Source organism: Empedobacter sp. UBA7248, assembly GCF_002472945.1.
In the GTDB taxonomy this organism is placed as follows: Bacteria; Bacteroidota; Bacteroidia; order Flavobacteriales; family Weeksellaceae; genus Empedobacter; species Empedobacter falsenii_C.
Map to the genome: position 1 here is coordinate 133,557 of NZ_DKSU01000016.1, position 18,455 is coordinate 152,011.

Below are 18,455 nucleotides of genomic sequence, written 5' to 3' on the forward strand. Positions count from 1 at the left end.
GGTTGATATGATAAATTTAATTTTTTAAATTAATTTTCCCAACCTGGATACTGAACCATTTCTGTATTGATATTAGTTGAAGAAGTTGGAACTGGTAAAACAAATAATTTATTTGTTGCAGAAACTGTACAATTTGCCCCAGAGCAATTAGTTCCTTTTACTAAATCTAAATTATTACGTTTTAAATCGAAATAACGTTGTCCTTCTCCTACGAACTCCTTACGTTTTTCATTCAACACTGCAGTTAGAGCATCTCCAGTGTATGCTGTCGTAGCACCTCTTTCAATAGCAAATGCATTAACTTCAGCTAAAGCCGCAGTACCTTGACCTGATTTAGCCATTGCTTCCCATTTTACAAATAACGCATCTGTTAATCTAAAAATTCTGATGTTAGCTACATTTGGTTTATTAACACCTTGATCTGAAATAGTCCATTTATACTTTTTAACAGCATATCCTGGAGGATTATCAGCTGTTACAGTACTTTTGGTAAACAAAGTTTTACGCACATCTGTTGCATCATACTTATCATATAAACTAGCTCTTACATATTCAGATCTTCTAGAACTTGCTGGGTCATATAGAACTCCCATAGACGTATTAACACCTATGTTTGATTTTTCTGACATGTTAAGCTCCCAAACTGTCTCTGCTTGATTATCATTTTCTGACTTTGTAGAAGGATAAAAATAATTTACTAATTTATCTTTCTTTATTAAGTTTGTCATGCCTCCTGAAGCTAAAGCTTTATCAGCATGTTCTATTGCTTTTTGGTAATCACCAGACTGCCCTCTTGTTAAATAAGCTTTAGATAGTATTAATTGCGCTGCAGTTGTTGAGAAATAACCTTTATTAGCACCTGCAAAAGTACTAGATGTCGCAGCTGTTAAATCAGAAATAATCTGATCATAAACTTCATTAACAGTTTTTCTTGGATACTTTCCAAACTGATCGAATTCTCCGGTATAAACTGGAACACCTAAATTTTGATTTAAACCAGATGTTGGATTAGCAGAATAAAAGTTAACTAAATAAAATAAAGCTAATGCTCTTGCAGTATAAGCTTGTGCTTTATAACTTTTTACATTTGCTGTCTCTTCTATTTTAGCATTTAAAATAAAATTACTTAATCCTATCGCATCATATAATTTATTATACTGCAAAAAATCAGAACCCGACGGTGTCCAAGTCATCATATCAGTAGTTCTATAATAACCACTATTTGATACACTTACAAACACATCGTCCGAAACTAAATTTCCTACATTTAATATGGTTGAACCAAATGCCTCAGTATGTTTAAATTGATTGTACATACCTGTAAGTAAGTTTTTCATCGTAGCCTCATCCTTTATTGGATTTTGACCAGCAGGAACCTCAATTCCTGTCCCAGGTTCTTCATTTAAATAATCTTCTCCACATGATGAAAGAGATATTGCAAACGCAACTAATAATATATATTTTATTTTTTTCATTTTATATCAATTTACCTATTAAAAATCAATTGAAACACCTAAAGAGTAACTTTTCATAATAGGAGATGTGTAATCATATACACCTTTCCCTTGCCATGGATAATCATAACCATTTGAATTTGATTCAGGATCAAATGTCAAAGTTTTGTCAAATACCCAAGTTACTAAGTTTTGTCCTTTTACATAAACTGTTAAATTCTTAATATTCGATTCTTTTAACAAGTCACCAAAACTATATGCTAATTTCAATTCTTTTAAGCGAATAAAATCTCCATCTTTTAACCATCTTGTTGAAGGGCTACTAGATGCTGAAGCATTACCCCATACTTGTTTCGGATTACTTGCATTAGGATTTTCAGGTGTCCACGAGTCATACAAAGAATTTACATTCTGATTATAGTAACCATAAGCTCCATCATTAATAGAATATGATTGCCATGCATCAAATACAGAATAATCAAATGCTCCTGAGAAGAATGCAGATAAAGTAATACCTTTCCAAGACATATCGGATCTTAAACCAGCCATAAATGATGGGAATGGAGATTTTCCTTGGAAAAATTGTTTAGCTTGTGATCTAACATTCGTAGTAGCTGTTTTAGTTTCATCTGTGTACCATAAAGCATTACCATTTGTTGGATCTACTCCTGCCCATCCATATGTATAATATTCGCCAAATTGTCTACCTTGCTGTACTGCTTTTAAAGCTCCTACCATATATAATGCTTCAGGATCTTGCAACTTTGTTACTTCACTTTTATTATATGATAAATTACCTGTCAAAGACCATTTAAACTCGTTATTTATAGGACGAGCAGTTAATGTTAATTCAATCCCTTTATTTGTAATTTCTCCAACGTTCGTCATTATAGAACCTACTGTTGAAGGAGTGTCAGTAGGAAGAGCTAACGGAAAAATTGCATCAGAGGTTTTTCTATTATACACATCAATAGAACCAGATATTAAATTATTTGCAAAACCATAATCTAATCCGATATTCCATTGTTTTGTTACCTCCCATTTCAAATCTTGATTACCAACAGTTGCCAAAGTAAAACCAGCTGTATCACCATATAAACTAGAATCCATTCCTATTAGTGTCTTGCTATTGTAAATATATCCCCAAGAATCAGCATAAGGTATATTTCCTAATTGTCCATAGTTAGCTCTCAACATTAATGTTGTTCCTGTCATGGCAAATTCTCTTGCTATATTCCAAGAACCACCAACAGACCAGAAATTTCCATGTCTCTCGTTTTCTCCAAGCGTAGAGTTTGAGTCTCGTCTAAACTGCCCAGATAATGAATACTTACCATCTAATACATAATTCAAACGTGTAAAATATGAATATTGAGTCCATTTAACATTAGAACCTGTTGCAGAAATAATACTACCTGCATTAGACATCATTGGATTAGGAATTAAGAAAGTTGTTCCATGAGCAAAATTAAAAATACCTTTGTGCTCTTGATACTCCATTCCTACGTACACTTGCAAGTCATGTCTATCAGCAAAAACTTTTTTATAAGATGCTGTATTTACCCAGTTCCAATCTAAATATTGTCTTTTTGAGTCATATAATCTACCACCAACAGAAACCGCATCTCCATAATAAGGGCTATACCACTGTTTTTCATCTAGTAATTGATATTGAGTACCAAATTGCGTATCGAATGCTAACTCTTTAGTGAAATTATAAGTTCCATATACTGATGCTAAAAATGTAGAAATCGCTCCTTTAACAAAATTATTTTTTTGGACAGCTACTGGATTATGAGCTCCTGCACCAATTAAATCTGTATTATAAGAACCATCAGTATTATAAATTGGTGTCGTTGGAATTGTTGTCCATTGTGTCAACCACGGATTAGAAAATGCACCTCCATCTAAATAAGTTCTATTTTTAACCGTTGTGAAGTTAATATTAGCTCCCATTTTAAATTTTTCTGAAGCTTTATGGTCAACAGCTAATGAAGTACTTAAACGATCAAACTTAGAATTTATTATCAAAGGTAGGTTATCATAGTAAGATACCCCTGCTCTAAAAGAAGTATTTTCCCCTCCTCCCATAACAGAGAAGTTATATGTTTTGACAGTAGAATTATTTCTTTGAATACCTTTTCTCCAGTTTTCATTAGTTACCCCATCCCATTCTAAATACTTAGGACCTTTAAACCAATTAACAGCGTCTTCCATAGTAGTAAGACCTTCTTGTGCCATTTTAGTAGGGTTATTAAAAACTGTTAAACCTCCCCATTTCACAAATTCATTCGCATCCATATAGTTTGCCTTATCATAAGCAACTTTCTGAACCGCCATATCTGTAGAAACATTAAATCTAGTTGGCTGATTATATTTTCCTCTTTTTGTTGTAACAACAATAACTCCATTTGCTCCACGCGCACCATACAAAGCTGTTGAAGATGCATCTTTAAGAACTGTTACAGATTCTATTTGATTTGGATCAATAGAAGACAATGGATTAAATGAAGTCATTATCCCTGCATTATCAGCTCCTTTACCAACAATTACACCATCAATAACATACAAAGGATTTGTTGTTCCTACAAAAGAAGCAGCTCCACGAATTGCAATTATATTAGCTGACCCCGGTTGACCTCCTCCAGTAGAAAAATTTAATCCTGCGACGCGACCATTTAATACCTCATCTACAGAAGCTACTGGTGTGTTTTCAAAATCTTCTTTTTTCACAGTCTGAAAAGCTCCAATTTTTTGAGCTTCATCTAACTTAATACCTCCAAGAATTGTTACTTCTCCTAATGAAATATCTTTAGATTCCGTTGAATATTTTAAAGCCCCTAACTTAGTAGATGTTACTTTAAACTCTTTTCCATTAATTACTAATGTATCACCAACTTTAGCATCGATGTTAAAATTTCCATTTTCGTCTGTATATGCAACTTTATCTGTACCTTTTACAGTAATCTCTACATCAGACTCTGGAAAATTGTTAGCATCGTTAACTACACCCGTTACTTGAGCAAAAGCCACTGTTCCTAATCCTAGGAAAGCTAATAAGCCCAAAGATGTTAATCTTCTCCTCATAGTTTTAATATTTTATAACATTTTAGACAAAACTCTAACTTTTTTTTAAGATTTCCAAAAAGTTAAGTATTTTTTTTATTTATCAAGTATTTAAATATTTTTTCCTCATAAAGGTATATTATTAATAATACAACCTATATTTTTTACAAATAACCGAAAATAGATGCAATATTTATCAAATACAACTTACAACAAATTAACTATATTAGAGTATTGATATAAGAAAAACGTTAAAAAAATATTAAAACTCAAATTTTAAGACAATAAAATAGGCTACTGTAAAAACAGTAGCCTATATAATAAAATGTTATGTATATTAACTAAATATTAGTACCCAGGAGTCTGAGTCATATTTTTATTCAAGTTTAAAACTGATTGTGGTATTGGCAATTGCCATTTGTGGTCTCCAGCTTTTAATGTTTGTTCTGAAGAAGCAGTTCCTGTACCATTTGCTAAATAACCATTTCCACTACGTTGAATACCGCTTGTGTAAACAGAAGATATACCAGCAACTCCTTGTAAACGTTTTAATGTAAACCAACGATCTCCGTTTTCGAAAGCTAATTCTTTACGACGCTCTAATTGAATTGCATCAAAAATTGCTACTCCATTTTCTCCACCTGCATAAGTAGAGTAACGAACATCTCTTAATTTATTTAAAGTTAACAAAGCAGAACCTTGATCTCCTGATAAATATTGTGCTTCTGCTAAATTAAGAATTGCTTCTTCTACACGTAAGTAACGTCCGTTATTCAATCCTAATTTTACTGCCCCATTAATGTATTTATTAACTGCAATAACAGCTTCACCATCATGGTTTTTAGGGTTAAACACTTTAAAATATGCATTAATACGCTCAGATTCAGATTTTTGATTATACAAAGCATAAAAATCTTTATCTACAGCATATTCAATTACTATATTTTCGTTCGTTGCTCCTTGACTATAGTTAGTACCAATTGTTGGATCTCCAGAATTGATAAATGGAATTTCGAATAAAACACCATTACTATTATTAGAAGTCCATAACCCTGCTAATTGAGCTTGTGTTGCTGGGGCAACTGCATCAACAGCCGGTTTAGAAAATTCAATCGATTTTTTATAATCTCCTTTATATAAATATACTTTTCCTAATAAAGCCTGCGCTGCAGATTTACCCATAACAGAAGTTTCTGAAGAAGCTTCTAAATTTGGAATTGCAGCTTCTAAATCTGCTATAATTTTATCATAAGATTCTGTAATCGTAGCATCACGTTTTGGCATTGCTGTAGGATCATATTTGTCGACGTAAGCAATACCAACAGTAGAACTTGCTTCTGCAGACTGTGTTGGAATCTCAGCATATGTACGAGCTACTTCAAAATGAGCCAATGCACGAACTGCTTTTGCTTGTGCAATTACATTATTTTTGAAATCTCCATCTTGTAAATTATCTGTATTTGCTAAAATAATATTAGCTCTAGAAATAATATTATAAGATGACGAATAAATACTCGTAGGAACTGAATTTGAGTTATATGACCAAGTGTGTGCTCTTTGACCTGCACGACGTCCATTTGGATCTAAGATTAAATTATCTGCTAAGATATCTCCTACAGAAACAATATCACTTGCACTACTTAAACCTGCATAGTAACCTGCTTGAGAAAATCCTTGATAAACACCATTTAATGCCGTTGTGAAATCAGATTCGGTTTTATAATAATCAGCAAATTCAATTTTATCGTAAGGTTTTTGATCGATATCATCATCACTACAAGATGTAAAACTTAATGCACAAGCTAACAATGATAATACTAATATATTTTTTTTCATTTTGTTATAATTTTTTAGAATGATACATTAAATCCGATAGAATAAGAACGAACTAATGGATAAGAGAACGCCGTAAAAGAGTTTGATACATATCCTGACGAACCTACTGCACTACTTTCACTTGTTCCTGTACCTGCAATTGGGTTACCATGGTAATTTGTCCACAATGCTAAGTTTTGAACTTGAGCAAACATTCTTAAGTTTTTGATAAATGTTCCTTTTACTAAATCAGTAAAATTATATCCTAATGATAAACTACGGAATGCGATATAATCAGATTTTTCTAAATATTTTGTTGAATATTCTGGCCCTGTTGTATTTGGTAAAGCAAATGAAGCATTATCTCCAGCTTGTTTCCAATAGTCAGCAGCTTCTACAACGTGGTTATCTAAAGATGTTGGATCTGTTAAGTAAGCATATGTATTGTTATACATATATCCTCCTGCAGAATAAGTAAAGTCTGCATTAATATCAAATCCATAGATTTTAGCATTCAATCCAAAACCTCCCATTAAAGTTGGAAGTGGAGTTTTGTTAGTCGCTACTGCATCACCTCCATCATAAACGTCAGTTACGTTTCCATCTTTATCTAAGTATAAATCTTTACCAGTATTTGCATCAACACCTGCATGACGTACTAAATAGAATTGATAAGGTTTACCTCCTTCAACATGAATCATACTTTCGTATGAATCAGACATAATTAAAGAATTATTGCCATCTGCTAATTCATTAATTTTATATTTTAGATTTGTTACATTTCCGTAAACAGATAAATCAAAGTTTTTAGAACGGATTACATCATAGTTTAATTCTAATTCAAATCCTTCAGTTTTGATTTCACCTGCATTTACTATTGTAGTAAACCCACCAGCTTCTGGAGCTAATTGTTGATTAAAAATAAAGTCTGATCTCAATTCATTAAAGTAAGCCATCGATCCTGTTAAACGATTCCCAAAGAATCCAAAATCTAAACCTACATTGAATTTCTTATTTGTTTCCCAAGTAGTATTTCTATTTGATAAATTACCATCAGGGAATGCAGATGCTTGACCGTTATAAGTTTTATCTAATTGTAAAAGAGTTAAATTTGCGTAACGTGAAATTGCAGAGTCATCTCCTACTTCACCATAAGATGCTTTAAGCGTTAAGTTATTAACAGCTTTTACATCACGTAAAAAACCTTCTTTCGCAATGTTCCATCCTAAAGCAACACCCCAGAAAGTTCCATATTTGTTATCTAAACCTGCTAATGAAGTACCATCACGGCGAACATAAGCATCCACGAAATATTTATTAGCAAAATCATAAGAAGCTGCTCCTAAATAACCAAATTTAGAAACTCTCCATCTTTCTGATTTAGAATCTTGTTCGATTAACGTTGCTAAACCTTGTGTTTGTAAATAATCATTAGGAAAACCAATTCCGTACATTGTCATCGAATATAAACTTTGGTTGATATATTCTGATGCCGCTGTAACACGTAAATGATGTTTACCTCCAAAAGTATTTTCGTAAGAAACCTCATTACGCCAGTTGTAATCAAAACGGTCTGTACTTCTATCTGTTTTAGATCCTCCGTCCCCTAATAATTGAGATAAAACTGAAGATGGTTTTAAGAAATTTTCGTATTGTGTACGGTTATAAGTAGCACCTAAAGTTGTACGAGCAGTTACATTTTTAGCAAGATCTGCTTCAACGAAACCAGTTCCATAAATACGTAAATATCTTGTTTGAGCATCCGTTTTTTCCATTTCATCAGCAACAGGATATCCCATGTAGTTAGCATTAGGATTGTAAACTTTATTTCCATCTGCATCTAAAATTACATTTCCGTTCGCGTCCATTGAATAAAAAGTCTCGTAAGGACGGTTTAACAATGTATTATAGAATGGAGATTGTGCATTTACACGGTCACGTGGAGAATCTAACGTTGTATAAGATCCGTTTACATTGATTCCGTAACGTAACCAATCTTTTACTTTTGTTGTGTTATTAAATGTTGCTGTAATTCTTTCTAAACCATCATAGTATCTAACAGCACCTTCGTTTTTATCATAACCTACAGAAAAGTTATTTGATGATTCACCGTCATTTTTACTAATCGAAATAAAGTGAGATGATGTAATACCGTTTTTGTATAGATCATCAGACCATTTATGATTATTTTTAGACAAAGTTGCAATCTCTTGTGATGTACGAGCTTGTCCCAAACCTAAATTACCAATAGTACTTAAACCATTTTGGTAGTTTAATAATTGTTCTGCATTCATCAAGTTGATATTTGGCAAATCAACCATTTGATTCACTCCAATACGAGATGAATAAGAAACAATTGCTTCTCCTTTTTTCGCAGATTTTGTTTTCATGATGATTACACCATTTGCTCCACGAGAACCGAAAATTGCTAATTGAGAAGCATCTTTCAATACTTTTACTTCTTCAATATCAGCTGGATTAATAGCATTAACATCAGCAGCTGTCATATATGTACCATCAACAACATATAATGGAGATTTTACACCACCATTCAAACCAATTGCACCACGAATAGTAACATTAGCTGTTGCACCAGGAGCACCACTCATCGCTTGAGAAGATAAACCTGCTACTTTACCACCAATCATTTGGTCGATAGACACAGATGGATTCATCTGTTCTAAATCTTTTGCTTTTACAGTTGTTACACCTGATTTAGATGGAGCGTTGAAAATAGATTTTACAACAACTTCACTTAAATCAACCGTAGAATTTGTAGCAGCAGCGTACTTTAATGTACCTAAAGCGTTACTTGTAACACTAAATTCTTTTCCATTAACAACTAAAATATCTCCAATTTTAGCATCAATATCAAATTTTCCGTCTTGGTCAGTATAGACAACTTTGTCCGTACCTTTTACAGATACTTCTACATCCGCTTCCGGAAAATTATCTGCGTCATTTACAACACCTGTTACTTGAGCAAATGCAGCTGTTCCTAAACCTAAGAAAGCCAACAAACTCAAAGATGTGATTCTTCTCCTCATAGTCTTATTTTTATAAAATAGGGTAACAAATCTGAACATTATTTTTTAGAGAAAAAAACAAAATGATATATAATTAACATTTTATCTAAATAAGACATTAAACTCTTTTTTTTATCATTTTTTCAATTTTAAATACATTATTGACATTTTTAATACATTTTTTTAACTTTTTTTAATAAAATTAAAATTGATTTTATGTTAATTTTTTTTGAATTAAATAAAATCAATATATATTAATAGTTAATTTTTATTTGAATTTTATACATTTCAGAATGTGAAATCACGTTAAAAAATGAAGAATATTTAGGAATTTATTAACCTAATAAAAACAAAAAAAGGCAACCAATTGGTTGCCTTAGATATTATAGTATTGAAACTGATTAATTAGTCAATTTTGATATTATCGATAACTAAATCATATGCCGATTTTGATCCTACTTTTAATGCAAAAACATCTTGACCTGATGTTTTCATTAAATCAACTCCTGTTAGATCAAGTGTAACTAAAACCCATTCTCCTTTCGTGTCAATAGTTCCTGTATAACTATTTGTACCATTATTACTACTATTTAAAGCAGCTTTTGTTAAAGTTACAGAAGAAGATAAATCTCCTACGTTGTACACATCATAACCTCCTGCAGCTCTATAAACATTTAAAGACAATGATTTTGCAGATGTACCTTTCACATAGAATGTAATTTTTTTAGAAGTTGAAGCTGGAGTTAACGTATTAATCGCTGTAAAGACGTAATCATTAGCATCTGGAGTTCCTTTTATTTGTAATCCATTACTATTATCTCTTCCTAATCCAACTCCACTTGTAGCATAACCTTTTAATCCGAATGATGTATTAATAGAAGCTAAAAAGTCTGCCCAAACATTAAAATCAGAACCTTTAAATAACAAATTAGCTGCTTCTGCTCCTGGAGTTGTACCTCCTCCTCCTGTAGTAAATCTATCTTGATCAAATTTCACATCTTTCGTATCGCGGATAAATACTTGATAAGTTGAATTGTATCGAGAAACTACTACTGTAATAGACCCGCTTTTTTTAGGTAAAGCATCTGCATACCACGTTGCGTAGCCAGAGTTACGTAAATCTGTTTCTTTTCCTTTTTTATCTACAATCACTCTATTCACTGTAGTCCCTGAAACCCCATACGTTTTATCTCCATCAGGATCACTGAATTGAACTCCCTCTATCGTTACTAATGTATTTAGATTTTCAGGTTTTAAAGCATCTGTTAATGAAGAAACAACTTTTGGTTTAATCGTTTGGATTGCTTCACATGTTTTAACCATATAAGTTGACATAACAGCACTTGGAATACGACCAACAGTATATTGTGGATCTACAGAACCTATTTTCATTACTCCACGATCATTCGCAACTATTAACCCTTTCAAATTAATTTGCACTTGCGCTCCTAATGGATAAGAATTATATAAATTACTTCCGTCAATTTCTATTTGGATACCTGTTGTAGGGTTCTCAACTTTATCTTGTAAAGAAATCGTTTTGTAAAAATTCCCCGTTTCGTCACTAGATATCACATATGCTTGTACGATTAAATCTTCTGCTATTGCTTTATTAGCATCTAATTTTATAGATCCAGCAGTTACTTTAGAGACTAAGTCAGCCAAAGAAATATTAGGACTTGGTAAATTACATTCAATTGGAGGTGTTGCATAATCATCATCTTGCACACAAGATTGCGCTGTAAATAAACCTAAGCTTAAAACACCAGCTATTGTTAATTTTGATATTGTATTCATTTTAAATTGTGTTCGTTGTTAATAAAATTAAAATCTGAAATAAATGTTAGCGAAATAAGTTGTTCCCATTCCGTAGAACATTTTTGAACCAAACATACGTTGGTAGTTTTTATCAATTGCATTATTATAATTACCTGTACGCATTTGTTCAAAACCTCCTGTAACATAGTTTTTATTATTCAGTACATTGTTTACTGTTCCTGAAATCCCTGCTGAATATTTACCAATACGGAACGTTTTTCCTAAATTGATATTCAACATAAACTCATCACTAAACTTCTCTTGTTTCAAAACTTCTTTCAACCCTTCTTCTGTTACTCCATTAATTGGAACCCCATTTTGGGTAATAAAATTAATTGTTCTTCTAAAAGGAGCAGGATCTGCATAATTGTTCATTAAATAGTTTCCAGAAACACCAACCCACCAAAATTTAGGATCACGATACTCAGCACCTAAAGTAAATCCTGATTGAGGTCCAGAAGCAAGTTTATAGTTTTCTAAATAAGCAGTTCCATAATTTTTGTAAGGAATTCCATTAATCCCAAATTCATCAGAATATAGGTTATAATCAGGATTGTCTTTGTATACATATTGTCCAATAGCAGCTACAGCAGAAACTGTAAGAACTGGTAAAACTTGCGCTTCTACAGCCAACTCAGTTCCTAAATATTCTTTTCCAACACCTGTCATCACCTCAGAAACAAAAATTTGATCCGAAACACCATCAATATATCCAAAAGCCTTCTCTATCTCATCTTTTGTTCTAGTATAAAAAGCCGTCGCACGAGCTTTGATACGTGGAGCTCTTAAAATATAAGATAAATCACTTGAGAATATTTTAGCACTTTCTATTCCATCAACGGTTACATCATTAAGACGTGCATTTGGAAAAATCTCATCAGAAGTTGGCGCTTCTGTCTGATACATTACATTTGCTTGAATAAAGTTACGTCCATCTAATTTTACTAAAAAGTTAGATTTTACACCAAAGTCTACAAAATCATATGTTTTACTCTTTCCGTAAGAATTGTCTTTATACATTTCATTTTGGAACTTTCCATCACGGTAAAACTTCGTTAAAGCAGCTTTCATCCCAATAGTAACATCTAAGTATTTAGATTTAATTTTAGACTGCGCGAATAAATCTGCATAATCACGATTAATTTCGTAGTAATACTCTTGTTTATCTCCTTTCTTGGCAACATAATCAGGATCTAATAAGTTGAAATTATAAAAATGATTAACAGGTAAATTTGTCGTCACATTAAAATCATCTACATTTAATACATATTGTGCACCTAATAAATCTTGAATCTCACGATACAATTTAGATTTTGTATTTTGATAAGATGCTGCAATTGTTAAATCTATATTTGAAGTTAATTCTGTTTGAAAATTAGTATAAGCCGTAGCCGTTTTATCTTCATTAACATCAGCAGTTAACCAATAAGCCGCTCTTCCTGTCGTACTATTTTCATTCGCACGATACATACTTGCCCAATCTAACTGAGAGATTTGACCACTTCTCCATAATTGCTCTCTTTCTGCGATTGCATCAGCAGACGCTCCATTAAAAGCTAAGTAACTTGGCATATTACGGTAATATGTTGGTGATGGATTATTTGCTTTAAACCAATCTAAACGAGATCCACTTTCTTTTCCAAATTGGTAAGAAATAGTTGTCGTTAATTTAGATTTATTATTAATATTCCAATGATGCGTCAACATATTAATTGGTTCGAAAGTTTTCTTTACACGTTCATTACGTTTTTCACCATCTTGCCATCCCCAATAAGAATTATAGTAAATACCTTTCAAATCCACAACTTCTTGCGTATTTGGAGAACCTGTAGAACGACGAGTTGGAGCACCGAAACTTGTAAAGTTTAAAGTATGTTTTTCATTAAACTTTTTCTCAACACCTAAATAGTAAGCATACGCATCATAAAAAGTACCTTCTATAATACCTTCATCTGCCCAACGTCTACTTCCCGAAACCATAAATGCCCAACCGTTATCCATCAATCCTGTATTGTATGTTGCCATCACACGATTTCTATATGAACGATTTGTACTAGAATAAGCCAAACTTACTCCTTTACGCATTGTTGAAGGTCGAGTATCAAAATTTGTAACTCCACCTAAATCTCCAAAAGCATAATTAGAAGGTTCGATTCCGTATGTTAACTCATCTGGACGACGAGTTACATCATTCAGACCTCCCCAGTTATTAAAAGTTGCACGACCATTATCCATTTTGTTCATACGAACTCCATTGAATAATACGTCATTATATTTGTTGTCTAAACCTCTTGGTTTAAACCAATACGAACCTAATTCGTAAGCAGAAACGCGAGCAAAAACATCGCGCGAAGATTGTAAAAGTCCTGAATTTGAAGCTGTCGAACTTTCATCATCAGATAATTCATCATCTGTTAATGTAATAATTCCAACTTCTGCTGTATTTGGATTAAATGTTAATTTAATATCACCTAAGTCAAGCTCTTTTTGCCCTGTTACAGTGATTTCTTTTTCATATGGGTCATAGCCCACGCCATAAACTTGTAATTTGTATGTTCCATCCGGAATATCTACAAACTGAAAATAACCTATACGATCGGTGATAGCAGCATCGCTTACTGCTCCTCCGTCCAAACGTACAGTGAGGTTATAAACCTCTTCACCTGTAGCAGCATTTTTTGCTACCCCAGTAACCTTTGTTTGCGCCTGCGCCATAGCGACAGTTGCAGCAAAGACTGAAAGACTTAACAATAATTTGTTCATTCAAACGAATTTTTATTTATAAATTAGCTATTTATTTCCTTCATCAGAAAAAATAGGACAACAAATTTAATAAATTCATAATTAATAACATATGTTTAAAATTAATAAATCTTTAACTTTATTCATCATTTTTACTTTTATTTTAACATTAAACGTTAAGGGTCAGACAAAATACAGTAGTGCAACCGTAGCCTTTTACAATGTTGAAAATCTTTTTGACACCATAAAATCAGTTGGATATGTAAATGGATCTTTACCTTTTAATGACAAAAATTACCACATTCAGATTGCAGAATCTGACATTTCGAAGTATGAAACAGAAGAATTCAAACAAAGTTATACGTACGAAAATATAAAAGGAAAGAAAATTATCCGTCCATTAATTCTTCAAGAAGAATTTTTACCAAACGGAAATAAAAGATGGAATACAGAAAAATATTTCCAGAAAGTCAATAATATTTCAAAAGTTATTAGCGAATTAGGTGCAGATGTTACAGGTTCTGCTCCAGTAATCGTTGGTATTTGCGAGATTGAGACAAGAGAAACTTTAGAAGATTTAGCAAAAAGTTCTGCTTTGAAAAAATACGATTATGGTATTGTTCATTTCAATTCATTTGATGCACGTGGAGTTGATACAGGTTTATTGTATCAAAAATCTCGTTTCAAAGTAATTGATGCAAGACCTCATCCAATTTTCAATTATGATGCTGAAGGTAAACGAAAATATACGCGTGATATTCTACAAGTTACAGGTTTATTAGACGGTGAAGAAATCACTTTTTTAGTAAATCACTGGCCTTCTCGTAGTGGAGGAGAAAAAGTTTCGATGCCAGCTCGTATGGAAGCAGCAAAGGTGATGAAAGGAATTTTTGATGAGTTAAAATCTAAAAATCCAAATGCAAAAGTAATTGCAATGGGTGATTTTAATGATGATCCTATTTCTCCAAGTATTAAAAACACATTTGATCCGGCTGGAGAAATTGCTAAAGTTTCGGATAACGGTTATTATGATCCTATGTTACCTTTATACAAAAAAGGTGTTGGTACTTTAGCTTATCGTGATGCTTGGAATCTATTTGATCAATTTATCTCGACTTCATCATTGGTTACAAAAAATAAAGATTATTCAACGTATAAAATCTTCAAAACTGAAATTTACAACAAAGATTATTTAAAAGCGACAGAAGGTGCATATAAAGGATTCCCTAACCGTATGTGGAGCGGCGATACTTATCGTGCAAACGGTTATTCTGATCACTTTCCAGTCTATACAATCTTATTAAAACAAGCAAAATAAAAATGAACAAATTAGAGCAATTATTTAGTCAAAAAAATAAAAACCTCATTACAATATACACAACAGCTGGGTATCCGAATTTATCGGATACCCCTGTTATTTTAAAAGAATTAGATCAAAACAATGTTGACATTATCGAAGTCGGTATTCCATATTCTGATCCTTTAGCTGATGGTCCAACAATACAAGCTACAAGTGAAAAAGCGTTAGCAAATGGAATGACATTGGATATTTTGTTTGAGCAATTAAAATCGGTTCAAAATGAAATTTCTGCACCAATTGTTTTGATGGGTTATTATAACCAAGTGATGACATTTGGATTAGAAAAATTCTTACAAAATTGTCAAGAAAGTGGAGTTTCAGGCTTGATTTTACCTGATATGCCGTACGAAATTTACTTGGCGCAACACAAAGAATTATTTGATAAATACGATCAAAAAATTACTTTTCTAATTACACCTTTAACAACAGAAAAACGCATTAAAGAGATTAATGATGCAACTTCTGGATTTGTTTATATCGTTTCGAGTTCAGCTACAACTGGCGCAACACAATCTAATTATAATGAAGATTTTTTGTCAAATGTTAAAAATTTAGGTTTGACAAAACCGCATCAAATTGGATTTGGAATTTCGACAAAAGCTGATGTAGAAAAAGCATGGAATTACGCAAATGGAGCAATTATCGGAAGTGCTTTTTTACGTGTTTTAGAAAATTCGAACGGAAATCTTTCAGAAGCCATAAAAAAATTTCTATCTCAATTGAAATAAAAAAATAGTCAAAACAAAAAGNNCTTTTTGTTTTGACTATTTTTGTGTTTATTCAACCGAAATTTCATCAATAAATAACCATGCCTTATTTCCTGCACCAGCTTGTCCATTTGGAATTATTCCTAAATTTTCAATCATCAATTTAAGGTATTTCGCTTGTTGTTTTTGTAAATCAATCTTCATTATTCCGTTTGATTTTTCGATTTCAGAAGATGAAATAGTTTTAATTTCTTTAAAATCTTTTCCATTATCAGAAATCAAAACTTTGACAGATTTCGGAAGATAAATCCAACTTCCTTTGCGGTCTAAGGTTGAAAATTGAATGGTAGAAAACTCCATTTTAGTTCCGAAATCTATTGTTGCAATCACATCTTTTCCAGAAAAACCTAACCACGATTTACCATGATTTTTTAGACTTCCTCTTATTCCATCTACCAAAGTAGACGCTCCACCAACCGAATATGCCTCGGCAGGTTGATGCTCTAATGTGATTTTTTTGGCTGTTGATTTCGTAATAACAAAGTCCTGAGAAGTTGTTGCGCTTACTTTTTTAGCATCTTCAAAATAAGCCGATTTTACCGTTTGAGATTTCGTAATTTCTAAAGGTTTTTGATACACATTCGAATTAATAGTTGGTTCCGAACCATCTGTTGTAAAACGAATTCGTGAAGGTTCGTTCGCCGAACTCAACTCATATTTTATCGTTCCATTTTGGTCAACAGAAGCCTTTCCATCCACCTCATAAATCGCTGTACTATGTTTGATTCCTTTTTCATCTAAAATCGTAAAATGACGAATTACACGATTCTCAAAATTCTTGTATTCATCAGGTTTTGATGTTCCCCAAGCAACTTCAGAAAGTGCCATCATACGTGGAAAAATCATATGCTGAATATGAGGAAAATCTAAAATATATTCTGTCCACAAATTCCCTTGCGTTCCCCAAATATATTTTGCTTCTTCTTCAGTCAATTCTTTCGGAATAGGATTATAGGCATACACTTTTTGCAAGCGTAAATTTCCACCAATAGACAAAGGTTCGGTTTCGGGATTTCCTTGATAATAATCAAAATAATTGGTAGAAGTTGGCGTCATAATTGCCTTGTGTTTTGTTTTCGCTGCATGAATTCCCCCTTCAATTCCTGTCCAACTCATCACCGTTGCATTTGGTGCTAAACCTCCTTCAAGGATTTCATCCCAACCAATAATTTGCTTCCCTTTACTATTAATGTATTTCTCCATTCGCGTGATGAAATAACTTTGCATATGCAACTCATCTTTGATGTTCAATTTTTTCATCAAATCTTGTACAAAAGCACTTTCTTTCCAACGCTTCTTTGGTGCCTCATCACCTCCTATATGTACATATTCGTATGGAAAAAGCAGAATTACCTCATCCATGACATCTTGCAAAAACTGAAACGTTTCTTCTTTTGGACAAAAAATATCTTCCGAAACTCCCCACGTTTTCCATACTTCTAACTTCTCATCTGTACAACCTAAATTAGGATAAGCCGCCAATGCAGCTTGCGCATGACCTGGCATTTCGATTTCTGGAATAACATCTATATGCAATTTCGCCGCATACGCCACCACCTCTTTTATCTGCTCTTGCGTGTAAAATCCACCATATTTTTTATCATCAAATTTCATATCCGAATACGCACCAACCTGCGATCCATTTCGCCAAGCACCAACTTCTGTTAACTTCGGATATTTCTTGATTTCAATTCGCCAACCTTGATCATCAGTCAAATGCCAATGAAATTTATTGTATTTGTAAGCCGCCAAATAATCCAAATAATTCTTAACCTCATCTACCGTAAAAAAATGACGACAAACATCTAAATGCATTCCGCGATACGCAAATTTTGGTTCGTCTTTTATTTTGAGGTATGGTAATTTGATATCCGATTTATGTTCTTCGATTAATTGTAAAAGTGTTTGTATTCCAAGAAAAATCCCTCGATTTGTGGGCGCAGCAATCGAAATTCCATTTTGATTAATATCCAACTCATAATATTCTTCGCTACTATTTTCTGGAGCAGCCAAATAAATTATATTAATTGTATTATCGAAATTGTTAGAAGTAGTTTTCGTTAGATTTTTTCCCGTAATTGATTTGAATTGTTTCATTAAATAATCTATTTCAGGAAAATTTGGATCTGGATTAATCGTAATTTTATTTCCTAAAACTAAAGTTCCTTTCTTCAATTCTAATTGTTGAGGTTGAGGAATAAAACTATTTTGAGCAAAAGTAAAAGTGGAAACCGCAAACGCAGCGAATAGAGAGAAAAACGGAAGATGTTTCATGTGTTAATTTTTGATAATGACTAAGATAAACTTGTTTTATCAAATAATAACGACGAAACGAGCAAAAATATTCAAAACAAAAAAGCAAACTGAATTCAGCTTGCTTTCTATTTTGGAAATGTTTTATTTAAAA

9 protein-coding genes are annotated in these 18,455 nt (G+C 32.5%); 2 read left to right on the forward strand and 7 right to left on the reverse strand.

Features of this window, described 5'->3' with window-relative positions; genetic code table 11:
• Nucleotides 1-29: 29 nt before the first annotated feature.
• The 6 genes from B4A23_RS15215 to B4A23_RS15240 all read right to left on the reverse strand — a co-directional run bounded on the left by B4A23_RS15215 (nucleotide 30) and on the right by B4A23_RS15240 (nucleotide 13,942).
• The gene (locus B4A23_RS15215; RefSeq protein WP_291121174.1) at nucleotides 30-1,475 is read right to left on the reverse strand and encodes a RagB/SusD family nutrient uptake outer membrane protein; all 1,446 of its coding nucleotides are present in this window, start codon (nucleotides 1,473-1,475) and stop codon (nucleotides 30-32) included.
• 18 nt (nucleotides 1,476-1,493) lie between these two features.
• The gene (locus tag B4A23_RS15220) at nucleotides 1,494-4,541 is read right to left on the reverse strand and encodes a SusC/RagA family TonB-linked outer membrane protein (RefSeq protein ID WP_291121176.1); all 3,048 of its coding nucleotides are present in this window, start codon (nucleotides 4,539-4,541) and stop codon (nucleotides 1,494-1,496) included.
• A 327-nt stretch (nucleotides 4,542-4,868) separates the two neighbouring features.
• Nucleotides 4,869-6,356 carry a RagB/SusD family nutrient uptake outer membrane protein gene (locus tag B4A23_RS15225; protein ID WP_291121178.1) on the reverse strand — a complete coding sequence of 496 codons (1,488 nt, stop codon included), beginning with the start codon at nucleotides 6,354-6,356 and terminating at the stop codon, nucleotides 4,869-4,871.
• A gap of 14 nt (nucleotides 6,357-6,370) precedes the next feature.
• The gene (locus tag B4A23_RS15230) at nucleotides 6,371-9,382 is read right to left on the reverse strand and encodes a SusC/RagA family TonB-linked outer membrane protein (RefSeq protein WP_286487139.1); all 3,012 of its coding nucleotides are present in this window, start codon (nucleotides 9,380-9,382) and stop codon (nucleotides 6,371-6,373) included.
• Between the two features lie 384 nt (nucleotides 9,383-9,766).
• Nucleotides 9,767-11,158, reverse strand: coding sequence for a DUF5689 domain-containing protein (locus tag B4A23_RS15235; RefSeq protein ID WP_291121181.1), 1,392 nt, complete (start codon nucleotides 11,156-11,158; stop codon nucleotides 9,767-9,769).
• A gap of 27 nt (nucleotides 11,159-11,185) precedes the next feature.
• Nucleotides 11,186-13,942: a carboxypeptidase regulatory-like domain-containing protein gene (locus B4A23_RS15240; RefSeq protein ID WP_291121183.1), complete on the reverse strand. Its 2,757-nt coding sequence runs from the start codon at nucleotides 13,940-13,942 to the stop codon at nucleotides 11,186-11,188.
• A 91-nt stretch (nucleotides 13,943-14,033) separates the two neighbouring features.
• Here B4A23_RS15240 and B4A23_RS15245 point away from each other — a divergent pair, with 91 nt between their 5' ends.
• Nucleotides 14,034-15,239, forward strand: coding sequence for an endonuclease (locus B4A23_RS15245; RefSeq protein ID WP_291121185.1), 1,206 nt, complete (start codon nucleotides 14,034-14,036; stop codon nucleotides 15,237-15,239).
• 2 nt (nucleotides 15,240-15,241) lie between these two features.
• Nucleotides 15,242-16,009, forward strand: coding sequence for a tryptophan synthase subunit alpha (gene trpA / locus B4A23_RS15250; RefSeq protein WP_291121187.1), 768 nt, complete (start codon nucleotides 15,242-15,244; stop codon nucleotides 16,007-16,009).
• A gap of 48 nt (nucleotides 16,010-16,057) precedes the next feature.
• On the opposite strand, the gene B4A23_RS15255 is transcribed toward trpA, so the two are convergent.
• Nucleotides 16,058-18,322 (reverse strand): family 20 glycosylhydrolase, encoded by a 2,265-nt coding sequence (locus tag B4A23_RS15255; RefSeq protein WP_291121189.1) that lies wholly within the window; start codon nucleotides 18,320-18,322, stop codon nucleotides 16,058-16,060.
• Nucleotides 18,323-18,455 lie beyond the last annotated feature (133 nt).